The 23,863-nt window shown below is 34.6% G+C and carries 42 protein-coding genes and 1 tRNA gene; all 43 read right to left on the bottom strand.

The features are described 5' to 3' along the window. Entirely contained in the window at positions 1–1,314 is a 1,314-nt protein-coding gene (locus RYL55_RS00855; protein ID WP_315006439.1) for a phage tail sheath family protein, read from the bottom strand. After that, positions 1,314–1,490, bottom strand: a complete 177-nt coding sequence (locus RYL55_RS00850) for a hypothetical protein (protein ID WP_315006437.1) — start codon at positions 1,488–1,490, stop codon at positions 1,314–1,316. The genes RYL55_RS00855 and RYL55_RS00850 overlap by 1 nt, the downstream gene beginning before the upstream one ends. Next, a complete protein-coding gene (locus tag RYL55_RS00845) occupies positions 1,468–1,902 on the bottom strand; it encodes a DUF6838 family protein (protein ID WP_315006435.1) in 435 nt (144 codons plus the stop codon). The genes RYL55_RS00850 and RYL55_RS00845 overlap by 23 nt, the downstream gene beginning before the upstream one ends. After that, on the bottom strand, positions 1,895–2,386 hold the full coding sequence (locus RYL55_RS00840) for an HK97 gp10 family phage protein (RefSeq protein WP_315006432.1): 492 nt from the start codon (positions 2,384–2,386) through the stop codon (positions 1,895–1,897). Before RYL55_RS00840 ends, RYL55_RS00845 begins: the two co-directional genes overlap by 8 nt. Next, complete coding sequence (locus RYL55_RS00835) at positions 2,386–2,694, bottom strand: hypothetical protein (protein ID WP_315006430.1); 309 nt, start codon at positions 2,692–2,694, stop codon at positions 2,386–2,388. The genes RYL55_RS00840 and RYL55_RS00835 overlap by 1 nt, the downstream gene beginning before the upstream one ends. A gap of 41 nt (positions 2,695–2,735) precedes the next feature. Beyond that, on the bottom strand, positions 2,736–3,131 hold the full coding sequence (locus RYL55_RS00830; protein WP_315006428.1) for a hypothetical protein: 396 nt from the start codon (positions 3,129–3,131) through the stop codon (positions 2,736–2,738). 15 nt (positions 3,132–3,146) lie between these two features. Continuing rightward, positions 3,147–4,127: a major capsid protein gene (locus RYL55_RS00825; protein WP_315006426.1), complete on the bottom strand. Its 981-nt coding sequence runs from the start codon at positions 4,125–4,127 to the stop codon at positions 3,147–3,149. 2 nt (positions 4,128–4,129) lie between these two features. Further along, complete coding sequence (locus tag RYL55_RS00820; protein ID WP_315006423.1) at positions 4,130–4,717, bottom strand: phage scaffolding protein; 588 nt, start codon at positions 4,715–4,717, stop codon at positions 4,130–4,132. A 130-nt stretch (positions 4,718–4,847) separates the two neighbouring features. Then, positions 4,848–6,131, bottom strand: a complete 1,284-nt coding sequence (locus RYL55_RS00815; RefSeq protein ID WP_315006420.1) for a minor capsid protein — start codon at positions 6,129–6,131, stop codon at positions 4,848–4,850. Beyond that, complete coding sequence (locus RYL55_RS00810; protein ID WP_315006417.1) at positions 6,124–7,545, bottom strand: phage portal protein; 1,422 nt, start codon at positions 7,543–7,545, stop codon at positions 6,124–6,126. Before RYL55_RS00810 ends, RYL55_RS00815 begins: the two co-directional genes overlap by 8 nt. Further along, the gene (locus RYL55_RS00805) at positions 7,536–8,813 is read right to left on the bottom strand and encodes a PBSX family phage terminase large subunit (RefSeq protein WP_315006415.1); all 1,278 of its coding nucleotides are present in this window, start codon (positions 8,811–8,813) and stop codon (positions 7,536–7,538) included. Before RYL55_RS00805 ends, RYL55_RS00810 begins: the two co-directional genes overlap by 10 nt. After that, the gene (locus RYL55_RS00800; protein WP_315006413.1) at positions 8,801–9,265 is read right to left on the bottom strand and encodes a stress-induced protein; all 465 of its coding nucleotides are present in this window, start codon (positions 9,263–9,265) and stop codon (positions 8,801–8,803) included. The genes RYL55_RS00805 and RYL55_RS00800 overlap by 13 nt, the downstream gene beginning before the upstream one ends. Positions 9,266–9,283: 18 nt before the next feature. Further along, positions 9,284–10,018, bottom strand: a complete 735-nt coding sequence (locus RYL55_RS00795; protein ID WP_315006411.1) for a hypothetical protein — start codon at positions 10,016–10,018, stop codon at positions 9,284–9,286. 138 nt (positions 10,019–10,156) lie between these two features. Beyond that, complete coding sequence (locus RYL55_RS00790) at positions 10,157–10,552, bottom strand: hypothetical protein (RefSeq protein ID WP_315006410.1); 396 nt, start codon at positions 10,550–10,552, stop codon at positions 10,157–10,159. Continuing rightward, positions 10,552–11,613, bottom strand: a complete 1,062-nt coding sequence (locus RYL55_RS00785) for a DUF4417 domain-containing protein (RefSeq protein WP_315006408.1) — start codon at positions 11,611–11,613, stop codon at positions 10,552–10,554. The genes RYL55_RS00790 and RYL55_RS00785 overlap by 1 nt, the downstream gene beginning before the upstream one ends. A 232-nt stretch (positions 11,614–11,845) precedes the next feature. Beyond that, positions 11,846–11,911 (bottom strand) — tRNA-OTHER (locus RYL55_RS00780). A gap of 234 nt (positions 11,912–12,145) precedes the next feature. Next, complete coding sequence (locus RYL55_RS00775) at positions 12,146–12,622, bottom strand: ArpU family phage packaging/lysis transcriptional regulator (RefSeq protein ID WP_315006406.1); 477 nt, start codon at positions 12,620–12,622, stop codon at positions 12,146–12,148. An 80-nt stretch (positions 12,623–12,702) separates the two neighbouring features. After that, complete coding sequence (locus tag RYL55_RS00770; protein WP_315006404.1) at positions 12,703–12,975, bottom strand: hypothetical protein; 273 nt, start codon at positions 12,973–12,975, stop codon at positions 12,703–12,705. Positions 12,976–12,977: 2 nt separating this feature from the next. Beyond that, positions 12,978–13,262, bottom strand: a complete 285-nt coding sequence (locus tag RYL55_RS00765) for a hypothetical protein (RefSeq protein ID WP_315006402.1) — start codon at positions 13,260–13,262, stop codon at positions 12,978–12,980. A gap of 5 nt (positions 13,263–13,267) precedes the next feature. After that, the gene (locus RYL55_RS00760; protein WP_315006400.1) at positions 13,268–13,624 is read right to left on the bottom strand and encodes a hypothetical protein; all 357 of its coding nucleotides are present in this window, start codon (positions 13,622–13,624) and stop codon (positions 13,268–13,270) included. 8 nt (positions 13,625–13,632) lie between these two features. Beyond that, positions 13,633–14,031: a hypothetical protein gene (locus RYL55_RS00755; protein ID WP_315006398.1), complete on the bottom strand. Its 399-nt coding sequence runs from the start codon at positions 14,029–14,031 to the stop codon at positions 13,633–13,635. Positions 14,032–14,034: 3 nt separating this feature from the next. Continuing rightward, on the bottom strand, positions 14,035–14,520 hold the full coding sequence (locus RYL55_RS00750; RefSeq protein ID WP_315006396.1) for a hypothetical protein: 486 nt from the start codon (positions 14,518–14,520) through the stop codon (positions 14,035–14,037). Continuing rightward, a complete protein-coding gene (locus RYL55_RS00745) occupies positions 14,521–15,006 on the bottom strand; it encodes a hypothetical protein (protein ID WP_315006394.1) in 486 nt (161 codons plus the stop codon). Continuing rightward, on the bottom strand, positions 15,003–15,518 hold the full coding sequence (locus RYL55_RS00740) for a hypothetical protein (RefSeq protein WP_315006392.1): 516 nt from the start codon (positions 15,516–15,518) through the stop codon (positions 15,003–15,005). Before RYL55_RS00740 ends, RYL55_RS00745 begins: the two co-directional genes overlap by 4 nt. 17 nt (positions 15,519–15,535) lie before the next feature. Continuing rightward, positions 15,536–16,075 (bottom strand): hypothetical protein, encoded by a 540-nt coding sequence (locus RYL55_RS00735; RefSeq protein WP_315006390.1) that lies wholly within the window; start codon positions 16,073–16,075, stop codon positions 15,536–15,538. 2 nt (positions 16,076–16,077) lie between these two features. Further along, the gene (locus RYL55_RS00730) at positions 16,078–16,584 is read right to left on the bottom strand and encodes a hypothetical protein (protein ID WP_315006389.1); all 507 of its coding nucleotides are present in this window, start codon (positions 16,582–16,584) and stop codon (positions 16,078–16,080) included. A gap of 3 nt (positions 16,585–16,587) precedes the next feature. Then, positions 16,588–17,085, bottom strand: a complete 498-nt coding sequence (locus tag RYL55_RS00725; RefSeq protein ID WP_315006387.1) for a hypothetical protein — start codon at positions 17,083–17,085, stop codon at positions 16,588–16,590. Beyond that, the gene (locus tag RYL55_RS00720; protein ID WP_315006385.1) at positions 17,078–17,422 is read right to left on the bottom strand and encodes a hypothetical protein; all 345 of its coding nucleotides are present in this window, start codon (positions 17,420–17,422) and stop codon (positions 17,078–17,080) included. Before RYL55_RS00720 ends, RYL55_RS00725 begins: the two co-directional genes overlap by 8 nt. A 15-nt stretch (positions 17,423–17,437) precedes the next feature. Beyond that, complete coding sequence (locus RYL55_RS00715) at positions 17,438–17,794, bottom strand: hypothetical protein (protein WP_315006383.1); 357 nt, start codon at positions 17,792–17,794, stop codon at positions 17,438–17,440. Further along, positions 17,794–18,129 carry a hypothetical protein gene (locus tag RYL55_RS00710; protein ID WP_315006381.1) on the bottom strand — a complete coding sequence of 112 codons (336 nt, stop codon included), beginning with the start codon at positions 18,127–18,129 and terminating at the stop codon, positions 17,794–17,796. The genes RYL55_RS00715 and RYL55_RS00710 overlap by 1 nt, the downstream gene beginning before the upstream one ends. A 17-nt stretch (positions 18,130–18,146) precedes the next feature. Beyond that, the gene (locus RYL55_RS00705) at positions 18,147–18,416 is read right to left on the bottom strand and encodes a helix-turn-helix transcriptional regulator (RefSeq protein ID WP_315006545.1); all 270 of its coding nucleotides are present in this window, start codon (positions 18,414–18,416) and stop codon (positions 18,147–18,149) included. 1 nt (position 18,417) lies between these two features. Continuing rightward, complete coding sequence (locus RYL55_RS00700; protein WP_315006379.1) at positions 18,418–18,711, bottom strand: hypothetical protein; 294 nt, start codon at positions 18,709–18,711, stop codon at positions 18,418–18,420. A 2-nt stretch (positions 18,712–18,713) separates the two neighbouring features. Continuing rightward, on the bottom strand, positions 18,714–18,998 hold the full coding sequence (locus tag RYL55_RS00695) for a hypothetical protein (protein WP_315006376.1): 285 nt from the start codon (positions 18,996–18,998) through the stop codon (positions 18,714–18,716). Beyond that, positions 18,985–19,248, bottom strand: coding sequence for a nucleotide modification associated domain-containing protein (locus tag RYL55_RS00690; RefSeq protein WP_315006374.1), 264 nt, complete (start codon positions 19,246–19,248; stop codon positions 18,985–18,987). Before RYL55_RS00690 ends, RYL55_RS00695 begins: the two co-directional genes overlap by 14 nt. A gap of 19 nt (positions 19,249–19,267) precedes the next feature. Next, the gene (locus tag RYL55_RS00685; RefSeq protein ID WP_315006371.1) at positions 19,268–19,426 is read right to left on the bottom strand and encodes a hypothetical protein; all 159 of its coding nucleotides are present in this window, start codon (positions 19,424–19,426) and stop codon (positions 19,268–19,270) included. Continuing rightward, entirely contained in the window at positions 19,419–19,631 is a 213-nt protein-coding gene (locus RYL55_RS00680; RefSeq protein ID WP_315006369.1) for a hypothetical protein, read from the bottom strand. Before RYL55_RS00680 ends, RYL55_RS00685 begins: the two co-directional genes overlap by 8 nt. Continuing rightward, the gene (gene ssb, locus RYL55_RS00675; protein ID WP_315006367.1) at positions 19,615–20,010 is read right to left on the bottom strand and encodes a single-stranded DNA-binding protein; all 396 of its coding nucleotides are present in this window, start codon (positions 20,008–20,010) and stop codon (positions 19,615–19,617) included. Before ssb ends, RYL55_RS00680 begins: the two co-directional genes overlap by 17 nt. Then, the gene (locus RYL55_RS00670; protein WP_315006365.1) at positions 19,940–20,350 is read right to left on the bottom strand and encodes a DNA-binding protein; all 411 of its coding nucleotides are present in this window, start codon (positions 20,348–20,350) and stop codon (positions 19,940–19,942) included. The genes ssb and RYL55_RS00670 overlap by 71 nt, the downstream gene beginning before the upstream one ends. Next, positions 20,343–20,720: a DUF1064 domain-containing protein gene (locus tag RYL55_RS00665; RefSeq protein ID WP_315006363.1), complete on the bottom strand. Its 378-nt coding sequence runs from the start codon at positions 20,718–20,720 to the stop codon at positions 20,343–20,345. Before RYL55_RS00665 ends, RYL55_RS00670 begins: the two co-directional genes overlap by 8 nt. Then, positions 20,717–21,697: a DnaD domain protein gene (locus RYL55_RS00660; protein ID WP_315006361.1), complete on the bottom strand. Its 981-nt coding sequence runs from the start codon at positions 21,695–21,697 to the stop codon at positions 20,717–20,719. Before RYL55_RS00660 ends, RYL55_RS00665 begins: the two co-directional genes overlap by 4 nt. Continuing rightward, positions 21,636–22,370 (bottom strand): putative HNHc nuclease, encoded by a 735-nt coding sequence (locus tag RYL55_RS00655; protein ID WP_315006359.1) that lies wholly within the window; start codon positions 22,368–22,370, stop codon positions 21,636–21,638. Before RYL55_RS00655 ends, RYL55_RS00660 begins: the two co-directional genes overlap by 62 nt. Next, a complete protein-coding gene (locus tag RYL55_RS00650; protein WP_315006357.1) occupies positions 22,370–23,218 on the bottom strand; it encodes a hypothetical protein in 849 nt (282 codons plus the stop codon). The genes RYL55_RS00655 and RYL55_RS00650 overlap by 1 nt, the downstream gene beginning before the upstream one ends. Then, positions 23,212–23,862: an ERF family protein gene (locus RYL55_RS00645; RefSeq protein WP_315006354.1), complete on the bottom strand. Its 651-nt coding sequence runs from the start codon at positions 23,860–23,862 to the stop codon at positions 23,212–23,214. Before RYL55_RS00645 ends, RYL55_RS00650 begins: the two co-directional genes overlap by 7 nt. Position 23,863: the final 1 nt, after the last annotated feature.

Below are 23,863 nucleotides of genomic sequence, written 5' to 3'. Positions count from 1 at the left end.
TTACTCTACTACTACTGTCATGTAAAGTTTTTCCATGCTATCGATTGGTTGAACTTTTACATTGACAACCACTGCATCTTTGTCTTCGCCTCTTAGTACTTCGATATCTTCAACCGCAAAGTTTTCAATAGCCCCACGAGCTTCTAAATCTCGGAAGTATTTAATACGATTAGCTTTGAACGCTTGTCGTCCATCTTCATTGTTGTTTACTTTTCCTAAGAAAAATTCAGTGAATGCATAGTGAGTGTCGTTTACGATATCATCAAGGGTACGTAATACACGGTTTTTCTTGAAGAATTCGTTTTTCTCGATCGTGAACGATACTAAAGAGTTAATATCTTGTTCTACGACTGCACGACCTTTTTTATAAGTGAATACAAACTTACCTTTTAATAAGGCATCGATTGTTTCTGTATGAGTCAACTTACCGTCAACATCTACTGAGTCGTCGTATTTTGCATACGTTAACGATTTTTCGATACCGGCACTAGCACTAGCACTAGCTACCCATACAGTCGCTTTTGTTTTATCAATAACAGTGCCGTCAGCTAAAATAACGCCGTTTGATACGTTAATAACTGCCTCATTATCTGCATCAGAATCAGCAATAACTAACTGAGCATTTTTGCCCTCATCCTCACGCATACGTTTGATGAAGTTAATACCAGCTTTCTTAATCGTATTATCACTTGTTGGTAAGGCTAAGTAGTTGAAATCAGCCGTTTCTAATGCTTTAAAGTAGTCTGTATAGTCGCTTGAGCTTACAGTGCCGTTAGTACCGCCTGTTAGTTTTGCTCCGGCAACTTCAGTAAGTGTTCCAGTACCTGAAAACTCTACTAATGCATTCGGCTTCAACTCGTTTAATGTTTTAACCGTTTGACTGTTAATCTCAACTGTATCTAGGAACGTTAATACATCAAATGCACTTGAATTATCTACGTTTACTCGAACAGTAACCGTGATATCATTACCACGAACACCACCAAATCGAGCTTGAACAGTTACGTTATCTCCTAAACTAGCATTAGCTTTCTCACCGCTATTTAAACGATATAAAAGCACTTCGCTTGAGCGTTTAAATGCTTCATTCAATAGCAATAGCTCTTTTGCTTCTAATTCGTAACCTAATTTCTTGAATAAATCGTCACCACGACGGATTTTCATCAACTTTTTAGACTCTCCAAAGTTTAATTCAAGTGGAAAAGTCGCAATCCCATCGCCATTAGGTCTACGAGTATTGATATTCTTTGACTTTACGTTAATGTACGCTCCGGGTCTCACTTTATTTTGTGTTTTCCAAATTCCGCCTGCCATTAACCAATCACCCTTTCTTTTTCAATTTCTAATAATTCTCTTGTTTCTTCTAACGTGTACAATTCATTCTTTTTCAGAATTGCCGGAATCATATCTTTTTCAATATTCGTAAATTCTGAACTCATAAGAATGCTTTCAACGCTATATTTCACGCTATTTACTTGTTCTTCGTTCATCTTTCAACTCTCCCTCCACACGTTTTAAAATTCGTTGTTTCACTTCTTCGATATCCTCTTTAAGTCTTGTTGTTGCCGTAAAAGCGTAATGCAACACGTTGTCTACTACTTCAAACTCTTTGTTGAAAATATGAATTTCAGGCAATCTATTCATCTTGCAACTCAATTCATCGAGCATTTCATAACAAGAACTAGCTTTGTGTTTCTTTGGATAATAAGAAATCACTACTTGACTAGTAGTAAGTACGTAATGATGAGGCTCTGATTTGAACTTGGAGCTAATAACGTGTATAAAAAAACAAGGTTCTTCAAAACCTTGTTCCACATCATCAATTCGTATTGGTATATCGGGATATAACCCATCTAAAAATGTAGCTATCTCATCGATTAGATGATATTCATTTTTATTCATTCAACATCATCACCTTTCTTAAGTACTCTCTAAACTTCGCATTAATCCGGATAGGCATTCGTTGCCCAACCTCACTCACGGAAGCCCTCAGCATAAATCTGCCTCGAACTCTACCGCCATTTCTTGTTCTATGACCCCATTCAACGTGTTTTGCATAGTAAACATTGTTATAAACATCTTGCTTATACGTATTTCCGGAATGCTCTACCTTGCTCTTTTTCCATCCTTTTTGCAATGTTCCACCTTGTTTCCCGTGGTAACTAGCCCAAAACTTAACATGTTTTCCACCTTTGGTAGTGAATTCTACCCAATGGTCTTGATATACCCCAACCGGTGTACGTTCAATGACTGTCTTTTTGAGCTTTGTTCCCTCTTCATTTAAGGCTTTTGTCATCATGTTGCTAATCGCTTGAGGTGCCGTATTCTTGTGGTATTGCCTTGCAAAATTAGCAAAGTTACTAAAATCTAAATAGGCTCTACTCATTACGATTTTCCTTTTAAGTTGATTGCAATTTCTTGATGGTGCCAATATTGATTGATAGGCACGTTAGAACGTTCATATACTTTAATATGACCGTTTCTATCGGTTATTTCGATTTTGCTTCCAGCTGGAATATCATGCTCTAAACCACAAAATAACTTCATATCATAGCCGTTTGCTTGATAATCAGTACCATTCGTGGACTTATTGCCATTTTGAGAAATACGACAAGGTGCATTCTCGAACAAAACAACTTCTTTTTGACTTGTTATCCCTTTGTTTTTCTCCTTAACATACCCCGTAACCGTCATTTTAGAGTCGTATAAGAAGTCAAAGGGCGATTTTTTATTCATCATAGTAATTTACGATAACGATACAAACTCGTTTTAAATTGCGACAATTGCGACGGTGCTTGTCTGATTGCTTGTATCATTTCAAAAGGACTAGATTTTGCTATAGTAGTATCTCCCATCGTTACAGATTTGATATTGAAATCATCGGTATCAGTTAGATCTAATACCTTTGTTTTCGTTGTCGCCTCTTCAATATATCGATTTGTCAAATCTACCCATACCATTTCTAGTCCTTTCGGTACTTCCTCATCATGAATAAAATTTAAAATATCTTCTTCAGCACGTTTTAAAGCGTGGAATAGTACATTCTCGTCAATGGTGTTGATATCTGTACGCAAAGAAACAAGATAATTCACCAATCGTTCCTCATTCTCTGTCATATCATCTAAAATCATATCAACACCTCATTTCTACGCAACTTTATGGTTAATAGCGATAATACCAACGTTTTTAGGTTCGTAAACACGTTCCCAGTTTTTGATATTTTCTAAGTCGCTGTTAGATGGTGTAATGTTACCTGGAGTCACTTGAGCATTTTTCCATTTAACGCCGTAAGGGTGTAATACTAATGCTTGACGAGTGTAAATCATGTCGTTACCTTTTGCATGGTCACGAGCCACTTCAAACGTTGTTAATCCAGACGGTGTACCAGTATTACGACCAATAGCACCTTGACGGAATAGGTAAGTTTTGTATACCCCTTTAGCATCCGGTTTAATACCGTCATCCACAATTACACGATATCCTAAGTAAGTAGCAAAACCAGTATTTGCTTCAGTTGGTTGGATATATTGGATTAAGTTATCTTTTTGTAATTTTGTATATACTGCAGAGTGCATTGCAATTGCTACAATTTGACCGGCATAATCGCCTAATAATTGTTTTGCATCTAATACCATTCCGGCATCAAGTACTTTAGTAGACGCATCTAATACGTGTGTATCGTATAACGTACCTTTTGTTGTATCTTCAGCTTTATTAAACAGACCACCTAATACAGATAACAATACTTTTTGTTCTTGTCGTAACCAGTAAGCACCAATACGAGATAAGATAGCTTGTACTGGATCACTTCCGGCAACAACACCGGCTAACTCATTGGCACCCCATCCACGTCCACGGTACAGAACGCAAGCATTGTCGGCACCAGCAACGATTTTGCCTGTTTCTAAGGCTTTATCCCCGTCGCCTAATACTTCAGAGTCGCCTGTTAAATCATTCCAAAAAGGCATATGGACTTGTAATCCACCGGCAGTAATATTTGTTGAAACTCGTTCATCAGCTACTGCAATACCACTCTGAATAAAAGCAGAATGCTCAGTAGTATATTGTTGCATATATTCGTTGAATACCTCAGGGGTAACAACATCTAAAATTTTAGTTAATTCCATATTTATTCATCTCCACTTTCTTTTTTAGCTCTTAAGAATTCAGTCATATTGAAATCTTTTTTCTTCATTTCATCGGCTAGAGTACCCACTCCACTTTGGGCATTATTGCCACCAGTAGGCGTATAATTAGCCTGTTTATCGCCATTAAATAAAAATGGTCGGCTTTCTTTTTGTTCTGAAATTTGTTTAGTTAGACCACTTAACTTCCCATCTTTCAGCTCCACCTCATCTTTATTAATGATTGTTTTGAGTAACTCCACATCACGTACACCGGATTTTGCTAATTCAGCTTCAATTAGTCTGTCCTTTTGTTCGTTTGCAAGTTTCTTTTCCCACGCTAGATTGTCTTCTTGATACTTTTGCTGTAAGGCTTCAAATTGTTCTTTAAAACCGTCAGCATCAATTTTTGCATTCTTCAAAGTCTCTAAATCGGCATCTCTTTGTGTCAGCTGTCCACGCAAATTCTCCAATTCAGCAGTATTCTTCTCGGCTTCATCCTTAAAACGTTGAATATCAGCCCCATTTAACGCAAAGATTTGATTGATTTGTTCATCATTCAAACCTAGTTTTTCTAGCTGTTCTTTCTTCATAATTTCTCCTTTCACGCTAAGCTTTTATAGGTGTTCTCTATCACCAGTCGTTTCTGCCTTGTTAGGACTGCAGATTGTCCAATATTTAAACCTTTTTACGCCTTGTTCAGGGCAAACAAAAAAGCAACCATTAATTAAAATGATTGCTTGTTATTGTTTTTTTAGTTTTTCGGTATTCTTCTACCAATCTTTGGAACGCTTCTTCATCGCTGTATTTCAAATCATAGAACTCAGCAAAGGTTTTAGGCATGTTTTCCTTACCTAATACCTGTCTAAACTCAAGAAATTGTACTTTAGTACTTCTTACTCGTTGCTTTTCCTGTCGTTCTTCCTTGAGCTTATCCTCAATAGTATGAATACCATGTTTATCAAGCTGTTGCTGTCTCCACTGCTCGTAAGTAGTACCTTTTTTAACGTTGTACGTTTTTCCAGTCTCCACATCTTTAGCCGTTCGAGATCCAACATCTTCAATAGCCGGTACTGTCGTACATCGGCAATGAGGATGCATAGTAGGATAATTAATTCCCCTTTTAGCATCTTTCACTTTGAATATTTTTCCATCCAATTCGCCACAAATTGGGCATGTATGAACTTCCAATGTCGCTAGATACTTGTATCTTTTAACATTATCATCTTCATACTCTGCCATTGTCGCTTCAGCTTGAATATTATTTGTTTCCGTTTGAAGCACTGTAACTGCTCTATGTCTAGCTACTTGAAATTCAACTACTAAAACTTTGGCATTATCAGATGGTGGTATGTCTCTAGCTAACGAGTCACGAACCAAATGCTCAACCTTACCAACAACTCTATCCATATTCAAGCCCCAAATACGCTCTGAAAATCTCTTTCCGTCAAATGTTCTTGAGATAATGTCATCAATTACATTTTCGTCTAGCCGTTCAGGTTTTATAACTGGCTCTTTACCAGTCTCTTTCGCATATTTAAACTTTCGCTCTAAATACGTTTCTTGATACGTCCCTTTTAAATGCATTTCGATTTTATGATTGACTTTTTCAGTTACATCAATCATTGTCATCTTGTTTTCAGTCGTCAAAGCTTCAATTCTCGTTGGATTGGCAGATACTTGTACTTTTTCTTCATGTTCCGGATATTTTTTCTTGAATTTCTCCACATTATTAAAGAATTCTTTCTTTTCTCCAAAACTTAAAACAAAGTTTGCTAAAAACAAAGGTAATTTACCCTCTTTTGCATACTTCTCACTAAACGCTGTTATTCGCTCTGTAATCGTTTTGTACGCTCTTTGGTATATTTCATCAATATAACGCTCTAAACTCTCTAGAGTATCGATTTTTTCAATCTCTGCTAACAATAAGCTCTTTTCATGTTCACTAAGGTTTTCTAATGAATTGATGAAGTCAATCTTTTCTTGTTTCGTAAGCTTTCTACTCATTGATTACATCTTCTTTAGACTGCATTAACTGCATTTCGTACATACGTTCAGTTTGTTTTTGCTCATCTTCTTCTAGTAAACGTAATTCGTCTTCCCAATCTTCAACAATTGGATTAGATTTTGCGATATTCTCTCTAGAAGTAATAGCAGATAATGAAGAAACGACTTGAGCCATTTCTGTATCATTGTTGATACTGTTTCTTGTCCATGTTTGCTTGATTTTAACATCTTCTTTAGCTCCTAAATATCTTAAAATTAGCTTAACAAGAGTAGCATAACCACTTCTAAACTGAGTTTCCATGTTCCCCACTTTCAATTCAAGTAAAGAATACAAGAATTTTAATGCAACGCCTGAGCTATTGCCTAGTTTGTCAGTTTCCGGATTAACTCCCTGACCACTAATAAAGATTTGTTGTTTTGTTCTCTCTAGAATTAACGTTCTTGCCTCTGCCGGAATATCAATAGCTAGAGTCGTTACGTTCGACTGGTCGCCCATTCCATCATTGTCCATCTTAATTAGCTTGTACTGCTTCAAATCTTGTAAGAACTCTTGTTTATCTTGCCCACCGTAATTGGTAAGAACAAAGATAACTTCTTGCACATCGTCCGTGTCATTCACAAAACCACTATAAACCTTGTCGTATACATCGACTAAGTCCTTAATCGGCTTTAGGTCGTCCGTTTCTAACTCATTGTTTTTAAACGGAATAAACGGAACTACACCAAAGTCATGAGTAAACGTGCTTGAAATACTACTCTCTCCATTGATTGAGTCTGTATACATGATTGAGTTGTACTCTTCCAACGTTTCAAGGGACTTCCCTTTTTCATGTCGATAAGTAGTACACTCTTTGTCATTCCAGTACTCATACACTGTATAAACAAGTCCATTAGTTTCATCAATTGTATTGTACGTTCTTAATACTCCTAGCAATTTCTTATCCAATGAACGTGAATAAATAGGGATAATCTCCTTACTATCAACACAAGCATACTTAAATTGACGAGTTTCAGCATCAATCCATACATGAAGCCACGCCACACCGGCGTTACCGGCATTTAAACATAATTGCTTACTAATACGCTCGTAATCATCGCCTAACACATCAACAATTGCATCGTTTAAAGTCTTATCGTCCACATCAAATGTTGGTGGATAAGTTAACGCATAAGCCTTTTTCTGATCCAATAGTAATTGATGCCAATTATGACTAATACGATTATCAGCATTTCGCATGGCATTTTGTTCATCTTTTTTCTCGTTTTCGTCATTTTTTCTATCTGCCGGTCGTCGTTTACGTTTAATATCATTCTCGTTCAAATAATATAATTCCGCTTTTCTAACCTTTGATATAAATTGACGGTGTTTAGAAATTAAATTGCTAATAACCTTTTTCAATACTTCTATTTCCAAACTTCCATACCTCCAGTTTTAAACAGTACAGTAAAACAAAAATATCTAAGTGCATCCATTGCATGGTCATGTTGCTTCACTGGCTTATCTTCACCATGCAACGAGGCTTTCTCGTCCCACACATAAGAATGAAATTCCTTTAACGTATTCTTGCAATCCTCGTGTACTGCAATCTTATTCAAATTCAGCAATGTTCCAACAAATCGTATACCCTCAAGAACATTATTCCTTGCTTTCTTAATCTGATACCCACGTTTCTTCAATTCAGCAATGAAAGAAGAAGCCGATGGGTCGATAATGATTTTATCTATCTTTGTATCGCCTAGCCACGCTTCAAAATCGTCAGCATATTCACTGTTAGTTTTTTGTACGTGTTCATCTCTACCTGAATAGTAATACTCTCTAGTTAAGTAATATTTACCAGTAATATCACGTTCCCATAACAAAAAAACGGTAGCGTTCTGCATACCGTAATCGACAGAAACATATTTATATTTAGGGACTAATTCAGGTAACTCATTTACAACATGTTCCTCTTTTCTAAACATGTCATAAACAATTCCCTCAGCAATCGTCCATAACCCTTGTATATATCGTTGATAGAATACGCCATGGTACTGACTTCTATACCTTGCTTTGATATTTTCAGCAAGAGAAAGATTATCATCCATATCAAAATGTAAATAAACTAGCTTCTTCTCTTGAGCTTTGTCTATCCAACTCGTTTTAAACCAGTGATAAGGACTATCAGGGTTACAGTTAAACCACCATTTAGAACCAGTTACTGAGCAACGCCCTGTACCTTGATTGACGAACGATTCCGGCATTAACGCTACCTCATCAAAGAATATTCCAGCTAGGGTAATCCCCTGTATTAGATCCTGAGAACTCTCATCTCGTCCGCCAAAAATATAAAAATCATTGGTAACATTACCTTTTCTAATCTCCAGTAAATTATCTGTACGATGATAGTAGTAACTGAAGCCTCTCGCATCTAACATAACTAGAAGAAACTTCAATACGTTACGATTGAATGAGCCGATTGTTTTCCCACACATTGCAAAGTTTTGATGATTAAATGTTGTCATTGCCCAAATAATAAACGCCAAACTCATTGATACAGTTTTACCTGAACGGATAGCTCCATCCGCAATAATCCCCTCAGATTGATAAACTGGTGAGTTATCTAACCACCACGTAAGCACCTTTTTTTGTTTAATGCTAAACGGTTGAAATTTAAACAGTTGTTGTTTCTTTATTCTTGCCATGTCTCACTAACTGCTCCTTTCAATGCATCAACAAATCCGTCATCATATACTTCTTCATCGATACCCTCGCCTAACATCATAGCCTTACGTTGATTTTCTAACTTCAATGCTCTGATACGTTCTTTTTGCTCTTGCTTATCAAGCTTATCTTTCGCAACTTGATTACCTGTTCGTTCAATTAGCTCTACTGCTCTCAAATCGCCTTTCATCGCTTTTTGTACAGTCATCAATGCTATTGCCATTTCGTTTGTGTTGTCATAGCCCATCGTTTCTAACATTTCAGCTAGTTGTTGATTTTGAACTTTAGAACTTAAGACTATTTCCAAAGCTTTTTTAAATTCCGCTTTTTTTCTTCTTGCTTTGCCGGAAGCAACGCCGGCTTTTTTTGCACTTTCTCGGCGTTCGCTCGGCGTTCGATCTGATTTTTTTATTAAGTTTTCTTCATTCGCCATCGCCCCACTTCCTTTGTTCTATCTGTACTCATAAAAATATCCAAATTTCTTTGCATTCCGTTTCAACCATTTATCAACGGACTTGCTATAATCTGAACCACTTGTTTTCGCATTATTTACTGCTTTTTCAAACTCTTTAGCTTTAAAATTATGTAATTTTGTAATTCTGTACGCTTTTGTTTTGTTAGTCGCTACAGCTGAAACCATATCTTTCAAAGAGGCAAATGTTCGCAAATCTGCACCAGAAAATGCTCCACCACTAGGATGATTATGTATTACAGTATACTTTTGATTAATACCCAATACTCCCACTGTATCTTTTTCACCTTTGCCATAAGTATGAGCAAATCCTTGCGAGTCTACTGCGGTAGTATATTCACGTTTAGCATCACCATGTTTTTTAATAAATGTTTGAATAACTCCCTCAACACTCACACTTCTTCCTTGATTATTTAAATACGCAGGATGCAATGGGATTGTGTTTGCCTTTTCGCCATCTCCAGAACTATCTCCAAATAATTTAGAACCTTTCGAACTACTAGCACCACGACCACCTTGTAACTCAAATGTTATTTTTCTAATTTGAGAAATAATCTTTTTATCGTTATATACTTCCTCATAATCTTTATAAAAATAACTTTTACCAGTTTTCTTGTTATACAATTCTAAATCACTGAATAAAATATATTTTTCTAAATCAATACTATTCACATATTTAAAAATTTCTTCTAAATCAGTTAATACCTTTTTCATTACTTCATCCTCTTTACAATTTTGGGCATAAAAAAAGACACCTACCAAAGTAGATGCCGATAATAAATAGTCGGACGGAGTCGCACCGCCATCTCCTTTCTATTTCTAGAAAGGCGTCTTCCTTCTTGGACAACCGCCCTATTTATTGTCTCTATTATACCAAGTTCTTTTTACTCTTTCAACTATCGTTTGTTCTTTTTTAGTTAATTTTCTGTCTCCATTTTCATTATGAATGTAACCTTTATGTACATGAGGAAGAACTTTTTCCCCGTCAATAATATGAAAATTTCCCATCAAATCTATCTGCCGTCTTCTTTTATTTTGTCTATCAAAAAATGTAATATATTTTAATTCATCCTTTTCATTCACTGTAACATATATTCTCCCTTTCGTCATAGTTTCCATTGGAGCCTTTGCGTTTCCAGTAACTGATTTTACAAATTTTATTTTTCCTTTTTGAAGAACTGTATAGAATTCTGTCCCGTATGGTTTACCGTTTTTACTAACTCCAAATCTAGCACCACGACCACCCATTAATTCACTCTCTCTTTCATTTGTTTTATCGCTGTATTCTCCACATAAACCACTTCAATATCGCCATAATCATATTCAACTTGACCGCCATATACGATTATTCTTTTAGGTGCTAATCTCTTAATCATCTCATCAACACCATTCTTCCAAATACTAAACTGTTCATCATTCTTCTTTACGCCTATAGTGCTTATCGCTAGAGTTGCATTCTTTGGCAATCCATCAAAACAAAACTCAAAACTACTTTCCAAAGCCCATGAAACTGTAGGTATCACGACTAGTCCATAATCTTGCATAATCTGTCCAATCAATCTAGAACGATACACATTCCATACTTGCATAGAAACAGGCATATCCAGATATAAACTAAAATCAGGCGTTAACACACAATCAAAATCAGTCAATTTCTCAATGTACATGTCCGGTTTCTGCCAAACTCTCTCAAATTGATAATCATCTAAAAAGAAATGTACGCCTTTGTCCTTGTCAGGCTTATTCAATACGTAATTAAATCCTTGTAAACCACTAGGAATATGGTCTACTCCCTCTAATACAGGTATATCATATTTTCCCTCTACTCGTCTAGGGTCGTACTGGTCTAAATTATATTGATATACTGTTGCATCTCGATGGCTTTCCGTCACTTCTTCATCATCAATGAACGCTTTTACCTCTTTCTCATTAAAGGATGGTATTTCAAAACCAAAATCTGTCATATCAATATCACTAGCAGTTAAGGCTAATAATTCATGGAACAATGTTTCATCATCCCAACCAGTATTCATTGTTAGCTTATTATGAGCTAGTATATAAGCTTTCTTTTGTTCTTCAGTTAAATGACTCAATCTGATACAAGGTACTTTCTGTATACCCATTTCTTGCAAGGCGTATAGTCTACCATGACCCTCGATAACTGTATTGTTTTCATCAATGGCTATTGGATCATTAAAACCAAACTCTTCTATACTCTTAATAATCTGTTCAATCTGCTCTTGAGGATGAGATTTTGCATTATATCTGTATTCAATCAACTTATCTACTCGCATTAATTCTACTTCCATACAAAATCCCCCTTTCAAACACAAAAAAAGCGTTGAAAACAATCAACGCCAAACTACTGAGATAATAGGAGTCGAACCTATCCGCAAACGTAAAAACGGGCAATCCGTTGCTATCTCAAACCAAAAAATATATAACCTTAGAATAAGGTCGTTACAAGTGTTTCCGCAAATGTAACTCTTTAGAGGTGTAAACTCTATTATGCATATACCAATACCGTATTTCAGGTATTAAATAAAATAACTGGACTCGAACCAGTACCTACTTTCCAGTCGCTCTTCCAAATTAAGCTATATTCCGGCACATACACAAAACTAGCAACCGATGCACAAATAGATTGGGAATTTTAACCAGAAATTTAAAGGAGTTTTAATCAACAATTCATAAACAAATAACTTTCCGATTGCTAGTTTTCTATATGTATTAATGGAAATGGGAGGGAAAAATTATCAAAAAACCTCCCTATTCCACACTACTATAGTACCTCTTTCTCTCTAGCTTCTCCTTGCAATTTTCTAGCAAGTTCCTAGCAGTTTACTTTGTTAACTCTCCCAAATCTAGTAGTAATTCATCTATGTTTAGTCCGCCCTCAAAAACTAATAGCGAACCGTTACAAAAGCATTCTGCAAAATACAATAAACCTCTTTCTAGCTCTCTATAAAATTCTGATTCTGAAATATCTAATGTTACATAGATGGCTATATCACTATCATAATACTTACAGTATTTCATAATTAAGATTTGTCTTAAATATGCATTACTCATTCTATTAATGGCTTTCTCGATATCTTCCACCATTTTTTGAGCCGTTAGTTTTCTTTCGATATGTTTTTCTAGCGATTTATTCACTGCTCCAGTATACGAACGTGGCTCAAATGAGTACGTTGCTGTTACTTTGGATACATATTCTTCACCGGCAATTTTTTTCAACTGCTTGTAAGCAGATAACATCATTACGACTTTTTCTTTTGTTGCTCTTTTATCTAATTTTCTAACTAATATTGTAGCCACTCCCCTATCTTAATGTTATAATGTAATTAATCTAACTGGTTGCCACTTTCGATAAGGGAGTGGTCTTTTTTTATTCTTCCTTAGTATTCAACCGTTGCCAAACCATACTCCACCATTTCACAAACAATATCTAATGCAGTTCTTATATCTTTATACTTGCAATTAGCATTTTTATGAATCCTTGAGTCATCATCTCGCCATGGTAATATATCTATCACGACAGGGCTTATAAAAATTATTTCACAACCTTTACTAACACAAAGATAATAGCAATTATTTTTTCCATATTCACCTTTACATTTCTTAAATCCGTATTCTTCATAGGTTTCTATTGGTTTTGTAAGTTTTAACATTTTTATACCTCATATTGATTACTTTCGATATACCAAACTAATGTTTCCAGTTGCTTTATCGCACCACTAATTTCATCTATATCTGTCTTTGTGCTAAACATTCCTTGTTGTAAACACTTCTTTTTATGATGTAATTCTTTTAAAATAACATCCACTAAATCTTGATATTTTTTATCAATGGATTTCTCTATCAAATCACAATTTACTTGTGGTGCTACTTGTCCTTGACTTTTGAAATTATGTTCTCTTTCAAGTAATCTTAATTTTTCCAATGCTTGTTTAATCATTGTTCTCACTCCTTTAAATCAATCGTTGGGTCAATAGCTTCTCCCGAACCACTCTCATCTATCGTTAAAATTTCAGCAATTTCATTCAATAAATTTTGAAATCTAGCAATAAAATCTTTATCAATTTCCTCCCAAATATTCTCGGGAATATCTAAGTCCGTTTCTTCCTCAATATAGTCATAAATCAACTCTATCATTTCGTCGGCATATAACGCTGGCTTCCTTACATTTGGTACTTCATAAAATTTTCTATCATGAAACGACATACTATTCCATTTTTCTTTAATCTCTTTAACTTTGATCCATTGATTACTCTCTGTATTAAATAATTCTCCATCTTTTACATCGTTTATGCTAATCATAATCACACCTACTTACTTTCAGTAATTTTGAACGGCAGTATACTTTCAGGCATATAATTAATTTCATATTTGTATTGATCTACCGTTGCTCCATCTAAATCTTCAACAACATACATGTTCCAATTGGTTAATTTAACAATATGTTTCTTGTACTTATCTTTATCTGTTTCTACAACTATTGTTAATGTACTCGTTGAGTCTTTACTACTGGTATTATCATAAATTGAAATTCTACCAATCACTTCAAATTCCACTTTATCCGTCCTTGTATTAATGACTGCAACACGTCTAACCACATTAAAATTGTCTGCTTCTTTTGAAATGTTATTGGACACATGGTCAGCTTCTGTACATGACGCAAGCAATATTGTTAGAAAGGATAGCAATAATAATATTTTCTTATTCATTTCTCATCCTCCTAAACTCGGATTAATCGCTTCAAATCCAAAATCATCATATTTGATTGCATCATTTCGTATTACTTTCCCGTTAACAATGGTTATATATTGTTCAAACGCCATACCACATTCACTAGCATAGATATTAAAATCAATGTTATATTTTTTACTATGACTAGTTAACAATTCACCGACGTCTATATGCCAGGCTTGCTGTATTTCGAGATTCAAATAGCAATTTGCTTGTTCGTTATTATAAAAAGTGATTTCTTTATCTAAAAAGAAGAACCGACGACTATTTCTTAAATACAACTTTTGATTTTTCTCTTGTTTAAGAATATATTCATATTCATATTCATCATTTTCAAAAACAGCTTCGCTTGTTGTTAGACTATAAGTTTTATCATAAGTCCATATAGCAACCTCGTTTTTAAAAAAGTCTAAAACATCTTGTTTCTTACCTCGGATTTTCATCCATCCACTACACCAGTTTGGCATTTATTCCACCTCCACAAACAATCGTTTTATCTCATCTCCGAATAGTTCAAGGGCACGAGTTGCATCGTCAGAATTTTTGAAATAGCCGAATAATTCAAAACCATTTGTTACTACTAAGGTCGCAATAAATAATCCGTTTGAAACATAATCGTAACGAATAGAATAATTGCGTGTTTCATTATCTTTATTCCAATCGCCATTGCATTTGTCACGGAATTGTCTGAATCGTGTTAACAATTCACGTTTATCATGCTCACGTTCTGCTTCTTCTTTGGTTTGAAAAACATTACCTTGAGAATATCTTTCAAAGTCCAAATCGTGATTATCCCACATAGATCGATATAAATTGCCACCAGAACCAATCGTCCAATAATTTTCAAATTCTTCAAAATTGTATTCAAACTCTTCTGTTTTTTCTTGTTTTAACATTTCTATCTCTTTCATCAATTCTTTTACTTTGTCTTCTAGTTCTGCAATTGTACTCATTTCTCTTCCTCCACGAATAGACATTTGATTTCATCGCCAAATAGTTCGATAGCACGTTCTGCATCTTCTCGTTCTTTGAAATAGCCTAGCAAACGAAAACCATCAATGTGTCCCGAATTAAATATTGTAAAAGTACCAAAATTATAATTAAATTGAATACTATGTTTATCTTGTGACACATCTTTAAAATCTGGTTCCCAACCTCTATTACATCTATCTCTAAACATTCTGAATCGTGTTAGCAAGGAGAGTTTTTTCAATTCTTTTTCTGCTTTTTCTTCAGTTAAAAAAATATTACCTATCTCACATCTTATTTTATCGATACTATCGTTATACCACCAACTACAACAAATCTCCCCTCGACCGTTTATAATCCAATACTCCTCACGTAAGTTCAACGTTGGGTATTCAATTCTAGTTGGATGCTTTTCCAATTCCAACTCTTTCTGCAACTCTACTTTTCGTTCGTCTAATTCTGTTATCTGCTTTTCTAATTCTGTAATTCTACTCATATTCTCCACTCCTCATACTAAAATAGTGATTTTCTTTGACGAATCAAATGCCCGTATAGTCTGTCAATCTCATCTTCAAATAACTCAAGAGCTTTATACCCATCTTCCCATTCTTTAAAATATCCAAATAACTGAAATCCTAACCATATAGTCGTTTTTTCGACTTCCCAACGTGCGTGATCTCCATCAAATTGTATATAATACTTATCTTCAAATCCGTCATAAAAATCAGTCGTCCAATCTCCATTGCATTTATCTCTAAATTGATTAAATCTCAATAGTAATTTACGCTTATCTCTTTCATTTTCAGCATCTTCTTGGGTCGTAAATAAATTATTTTGGCAAAACTGTTCTTTCTGAATATCCTCGTTTAACCATTTACCTTTTTCAATAAACCCTGTAGGGTTTAACAACCAACAATCTTGATTGAGTTCAAACGGATAGTTAATATTAGCTTCTCTTTCTTCAGTTTGTGCTTTTTCTAATTCAGAACGTAAACTAGCAAGTTTTGACTCTGTATTACTAATATGTTTTTGTATTTCTTCTACTCTGCTCATTCTTATTCCTCCACATATAATCGTTTGATTTCGTCGCCGAAAAGTTCGATAGCACGTTGAGCATCCTCACTATTTTTGAAGCATCCAAAACTTTCAAAAGGTTGCACATACGTATACCAATTCAATACCAATTCACTTGACTCATGATTGAACAAAATACAAAATTTATCTTCACATCTATCTTTCCAATCTGGTTTCCAATCACCATTACACTTATTTTTAAACTGTCTAAAACGTTTGAGTAAGTTGCGTCTATCACGTTCACATTTTGCTTTTTCTTTAGTTTTAAAAATATTCCCTTGTGACCACTGGGCAAGTTCACAATCATAATCTTCCCAACAATCACTTGCAACACGTCCATCATTACACAACACAAAATATTGTTCTCTTTCTTCAAACGGACATTCAATCTCCGTTTTCTGTTTCTCGATTTCCAACTCTTTCTGTAATTCTTGTGTTTTCTTTTTCAACTCTTCAATTTGCTTTTGAATTTCTTCTACTCTACTCATCTGTTACACCTCCTCAATTAACAAACGTTTAATATCATCCTTAAACATGTCTAAAGCATCGTAAATATCTTGAAGTTTTTTGAAATATCCTAACGGCGTAAATGCTGTAGCCTCACTAGTAAAGTTCACTCCCAGATTTCCATCTTTGAAGTTATAATAAATATAATATTTATCCTCATTTTGATTTTTCCAATCAGGCTTCCAATCCCCATTACGTTTATTTCTAAAATTAGTGAATTGTATTAGAAATAATCTCTTATCACGTTCAAACTGTGCTTCTTCTTCAGTCTCAAAAACATTACTAAACATAAAACTTTCAAATTCTGATGGCGTATCTTTCCAATCCGACCCTATAACATCTCCATCATGACAAATCCACCAGTATATATCACCATATCTAAACGGACATTCAACATTAGAGGCTTTCTCTTTTTTCTCCTCGATTGCTAGTTTGTTTTCCAACTTTCTAATTTGTTGCTTTATTTCAGATATTTTAGTCATATCCATCACTCCATTCATCGCTATATGCTTCAATCTCTTCTTCTGTCAGTACACCATCATCTATCTTCTTGTTATAAGCCACTAGCTTTTCTAAAAACGCTTGTCTAATTTTGTAACGTTCCTTATCCAAAAACTCGACACAAGTGTTTGTTACTTGCAAACAATCGTCCACGCTAGCAATATTAAAATCTATAGTAACTTCTGCTGTATGTACAAACGCCTTATGACATCTCGGACACGTTGCAAAGCCTTCATCCATAATCCCATCTGACGTATCATAAACATCATCAATTGACAATTCTTTTCCACAATACGGGCATTCATCCCAATTAAACATTATTTGCACCTCTAACTATATCTTTACGAATTTATTTATTCTTTTTAGACTAGATAACCAACATCTTTTTGTTCTTAACACATCAATCCAACCAGTAAATTCAACTCTGCAAAATTCTTTAGTAATGAATACTTCTTTGATAAACCTAATTTTCATTTTGTAAATTTTGTGATTTTCTACCCCAACTAGATCGAACAAATCATCCAAATCAATCTCAATCAACTGTTTCATATCTTTGTTCATTTGCTCTATCCCGACTTCTTCAATTTTCTCATCCGTAAATCCTAGAAATTTAGCAAAATCAATATAGTTAATCGTGATAGTGTATTCTTCTTTTGGTAATCGTTCTTCAATGTATTTTGCTATAGTCATTATTTATCACCATTATTTACACAATCTACTAACCAATTTGCATTCAGTTTTCTCATTGTGGTTGTTTCGTCAGCAAATTTAATCATAAAGTGTGCACCACACCAAAAAATCGCAACAACAATATTACAATGAGCAAACAAGTTATCTATATCGTCACTTTCCATACTTGCCGTATAACTTAACAAACGCTCTATTTTTTCTTTTAATTCTTGAAGCACTTCTTCCTCTTCTTGATTTGTTACGTTGGCATACTCCATATATTCTTTCAACGTAAAAATGGCTTCAATTTTATCTTTCCCTAATTTTTCTTGTAAAAACTCTTCTAATAATTTCATAATTTTTCTATTCTCCTTTATGATAAAAATTCTTCAACTGTCATATTGCCCATTTTTGCAATTTCTAAAATTTTAAATACATTAGGCATACGTTGCCCATTTTCCCAACGGCATACTGTTACATTAGTAACGTTCAAAGCCTTGCCAAACTCAATCATAGTCAATCCGCATTGTTTTCTGACTTGTTTTATTTTCTGCCCTACTAACTCACGTTCTTTTCCTGTACCATCTAATTGACCTAATGAGTAAGCTAATAACTCGTTTTTAACATCTTGAATATCATTCATATTACTCAACCACCTTGTATGGAATATCTATAAGATTTTCAAGCATTTCTTTTTTACATGGTATTGCTATTAGATATTTATTGTGAATTTTCATATATCCCAAGCCACCACGAAAACCTATTAATAACCATTTACTTTTAGCTAAATACGCTTGTCCAATTCTTGTTTGTAACCATTGTTCAAACTCTTCTTCATCTTTAAAATTTTTTAATTCCAGAATATCCTTAATATCAAACTCTATTATCGTTACATTTCTAGACATTTCTTCCCATGGTATATAAAATAAAAGTTCCATATTCACACCTCTTCCGCAAACCAGTCAAAGCCGGTTTCCTCTTTAATCATCGCTAAAATCTCTCTATAACTTACATACTTATCAGCCATACACCTTAATTGGTGCTCCACTTTTTCTTTCACATCAGTTAAACGCTTCTTGCCAAATCCATAATCATCATGTAATACTTTCAAAAATCCGGCGACAATCGTGTTTAGGACAATTCCTGTTATTTCCATTTCTAGATCATAATCACGTTTAACTGGCTTATTTTGATACTTTTTCGCTTGTTTTTTAGTGATTTTCACGTTTCGACATCTCCACTAGCGTAAGTACTGCATAATTTGCAATATCTAGTAACGTATCTTTAATTGACTCATCTTGTACTTGAGCTTCTTGTTTAATTAGTCGTTTGAAACGTTTTAATTTATCATTCAATCGAACAGCAGAAGATACCAATCCATATTCTTCAAATGTTTCACCAAAACTATTGCCATAATCAGCATTTTTACGTTCATAAACGTTATTCATCCACTCTGTAACTTCTTTAAATTCCATAATTTTTCATCTCCTAAGTTTATTTTCGTTTGTTTCTAGCAGAATACTTTTTAATCGTTCCGTCATACATTGAATGACGTACAATCTCTCCAGTTTTCTTGTTTTTCACTCGTTTAACGCCATCAATCATCACATACTCAATATTTTTAAATACAGGTTTCTCATACTTGTTATCCATACATTTCTTTGAGCCTTTCCAAAATCTCGTCCGGCTTTTCTTTTACGTAATAAGCCGTACCAAAGGTCGTACCCACAAGTGAGCCATCGTATCCGTTGTCTCGAACATATCCAAAGCATTCCACATTGATATAAATTTTCGAGTCATCAAAACTCAACTGTAGCCCAATGAAGCCTTTTTTTATCACGTTAGAACGGTAAGTCATCGTCATTCACCTCAAATCCACCATAAGTTTCAAAATCATTAAATTGCGGTTGGTCGTTACTTTGTTTCTTCTCTAAGAAAGTAAAACTTTCTGCCACAACTTCCGTCACATAAACGGTCTGCCCTTGTTGGTTAATATAATTTCTAGTTTGAAGTCGCCCTTCAACGCCAATCAACATGCCTTTTTTTCCGTATTTTTCTAATGTTTCAGCACTTTTACCCCACAACTGACAATTAATAAAATCTGCCTGTCTTTCTCCATCTTGAACAAATTTTCGATTAACTGCTAAACTAAACGAGCATACGCTTTTACCCGTTGGAGTAACTTTCAACTCGATATCCTTTGTAACTCTTCCGGTTAATACAACGTTGTTTATCATTATTCATCTCTCCTAAATATTTTTTGTATTCATGAATATCACTCTTTTCAAGAGTACTTACTCGTTCCATTTCTTTTGTTGCTTGTTCTAACAATGGTTTAACGCCATCTTGTTGTTCTTTAATGGTTTTAGGAATGTAATAACCACCCTCTCCATATCTCGTTCCAATAATCGGGATATTGTATTTCATCACTAACCCACGAACAATACGCCTAATATCTCGAGCATTCTTTTTTGTTTTTTCTTCTAATCTCTTTGTCGTGATTGCATTGTTAGCCCCAACTGGAATTAACTTCAACAAATGCAATTCATAATCTTTCATCTTGTTTTTATCAATCATATATCCACTTTTTCCCTCGCTTTTTAACTGTTTTTAGCTGTTTTTTGAATTTGTACTCAAACATTTTTTGTTTTAGTCTAAATACGTCTGTTTTCATACCTTTCACATCAACATAGATTTTTTCTCCGTTATTTTCGTATACGATGAAATCAACAACGTAAAATATCGGTCGCACTTTCGTTCTAGTCGATGGTCTGGTATAGCCCTCTTGCAATAGCATTCGTTTCTGTCGCTCAAATCCTAGAATAAGCTTGCTCTTTTGCAATAGCTTTAAGTGGCAGTAGTATTCTGCCTCTACCTTGCTATCGAACGTAATACCGTCAATTTCGGTCTTCTTGTTTCGGTATTTTGATTGTGGTAGTCGTATCATTCAGCCACGCTCCTCAATGCATTTAACTGATCACGTAATTTCTGCTCTTCTTCCGGACTCAGTTTTGTTTCTTTCGTTTCGTTCGGTTTATTTGCCCAATCAGGAACAGTAGCAACTCTGCCTGTTCTTTGATAGCTATTGCCTCGTTTTTCATTTGCTCTAATAAATTGGACTCGTTCAGCCTCAGCCTTTTCTAAACTATCAATGCCCTTTCTCGCCCAACTTTGCATTATTTTCTTTGCATAGCCGTATTCTTTGTTTTGTTCTAAAGCACGTTTTAAAGCTTCAAGTACTAAACCGTCGCCAATGTCTCTAATCCAGTACAGGATATCTTCTTGAATGAATGACGATAGAATGCCAAAGTTCTTTTGATAAAATTCAAAAACATTTTCTGTTGTTTTGTTGTCGTCGTTGTCAGAAGAATTTTTATCACTCATCTCTGTATAACTACTACAACTATTTAATTTACTTTTATTTAGTTTTGTTTTATTTTGTTTATTTAACGGCGTACTATCTTGTGTACTACCTTGAGTACTACTTTGTGTACTACCTTGAGTACTACTTTGTGTACTATCTTGTGTACTCGTTTGAGTATTTTTCTCTAATTGAGTTGGCAAATTAGTACTTAAAGGCTCTATTTCAGTATTATCTTGCGTACTGTTTTGTGTACTATCTTTTGTACTAACTTGAGTACTATCTTCATATAATTTCTTCAATCGATAGCTTCCGGCTCTTGTTCCATTGCTCTTGAATTCGATTAATCCTCTTTCGATTAATTCTTTTCGTGCTTTCTGTACGCCCTCACGGCTCATTTGAGAGAAGAGTTCTAATCTGATAGAGGCTACTTCAAACCATTCAATCCAACCACAATCATTATTTACGTTCAGCAATGCTTGAAATAACATGTATTGCCCTTTAGAAAGAGGGTCTCTCAACTGTAGTTGATTGAGTGCTAATACTTGTTTCAAGTAGTTCATCTTGTTCTCCTTTCTGCCCAATACCAAACTCTCGTATATGCTCAGCATCAAGTTTGATTGGCACAATATGGTATTTCTCCATCATTGCCTTAAGCCCGATGGTATGGCGTTCTGTATGGTGTTCACGACACAAGCAAAAGTAAAATCTATTTGCATGATTAATTTTTTTACGGTTGTTTCCCATTCCAACTGCATCGACATGATCCGCATCCGCATGTTGCTTACCGCAAACAAAGCACGTTCTATACTTCATAAATAAGAAATATATTCTTGCTAAATCAGCAGATTGTTGGAATTCTTTGAAGTGGAATGGGATATCATTTTGAAAGCAAAATTCAATTAGTAACTCAATCATTTGATTTGCTTCTGTTACACTAGCACCGTTCAACGCTAGGCTTATTGTTTCTGTCCCATAATAAGCACTGTAATAATTTTTGAATAAGTCTTTGACCCATTCTGGTGGATAACCTGTATAGTCGCTAATATCTCGGAATAATGCATAGATAAATTTCTGTTGTTTAGGAGTTATACTCCTATCATCAATCACTTGTACTAATACCTTGATAAATCCTGTATCGCTTTTGCGTTTTGCTCCCTCGATATCAAACTTTTTCTCTAATTTTATTTGAATATCGTTGTTGCATGTATTTGCTATAAAACCTTCATATTTCATTAAAAAATATCATCCACAATTGATGGTTTTCCGACTAATTCAATTCCTGTATCATTTAAAAATTGCTTGAATAGAGATTTTTGTTTATCAGTCATACGTAACATAACCGCCCAAATGTCTGCTGTTTCATCTGTTTCGTCTATTTCTTCCGGTTCTGAGACTTTTACTACTGGTTGAGGCGCTTGTACCTCTTCCATTTTTTTCGCTTCTTTCGCTTGAATTTCTACTAAATAATCGACTCTTTCCATCGCTTCACTCAAGCTCATTGTTTTCTGCCAATCTAGTAATAATTCCGGTGAAATTCCTTTTGAATTGCAATATTTTTCAAATACTTCTTGTTCATGTTGAGACTTCTTGTATTCTTCTTCAATTCTGATTACTTCACTCTCAATCACTTCAAACACTGACTTTTTAGTTAGTTTTCGTGAATATGTTTTTGGGTCAATCATTGAGATATCAATATCTTCACTAGCTAATCTGCTGTACTCATTAATTGCTTCTTTTACCCATTCTGTTTTTGCGTACTCAATACCATCATTAAGATAATTTTTAGATCGTTCAAACAATCGTTTTAACGAACGTTTTTTACTTACTAACTCGTTGTATTTTGCTTCTTCAACTTCAAATACTTCATCAATTCGTTTTTGATATTTTGTTAATTGTGATTTGATTGATTTTGCACTTTCAACACTAGCTTCATCTGCCGTGATAACTAGTTTGTCAGCACCTTCAAGCATTGCTTCAAGAGTACCGTATACTACCTCATAATTTTTGACTTCAGGATATCCTGCTAAGTCATAACTGATTTCTAATCTGTCTAATACTGCCAATTCATTTGTCTCTACCATGTTTTTGCTACCCCTTTATCTTTTGATTTTTTCATGTAAATAATTTTTAACTCACCTAATAATTGACTGACTGGAATATCAACTAGTTTTCCTACTTTATGTTTGTCACATAAATATTTCTTTACTTCAGTAACATCTACCCCTAATTTTTCAAACTCAGTCCAGTATTTTTCGATTTTTCCTATCGCATCCTCTTGTATTACTTGCTGTTTAGCTTGTTGTTGTTGCTCAACTTGTGTATTCAATCCAGTTGCTTCATTACCGTCATCATCTTTATCTGAAGTGATGCCAAAGATTGCACTTAATGCATATCGTTTAGCATAAGTGATTGCACTTCCTACTGCTTGAGGCTTATTACTTTCCGGCTTCATTCGTACTGGAGGAAATTCGATATACTCTCCAGTTGAGTGCATTACTAACGTTGCTACTTCAATACTTCCAGTTTCATCGCTACTAGCAAATTGCATGAATGAAATCCCTAGTGGTGAACCTGTTTTATTAATTGCCTCTACCACATTTTCTAGTGGTACGTATGGTTTCTTAAAAAATGGATTATTTGCATCTTTCAAAGGTTGTTTGATAGCTTTTTGAAATTCTGCCATTGCTTTTGACAAGTTTTGAATACTTTCTGATTTCTTTAACATT

This window comes from uncultured Granulicatella sp., from assembly GCF_963515615.1.
GTDB lineage: Bacteria > Bacillota > Bacilli > Lactobacillales > Aerococcaceae > Granulicatella.
The sequence above is the reverse complement of the archived record's forward strand: the minus strand, read 5'-3'. Positions and strand labels throughout refer to the sequence as shown.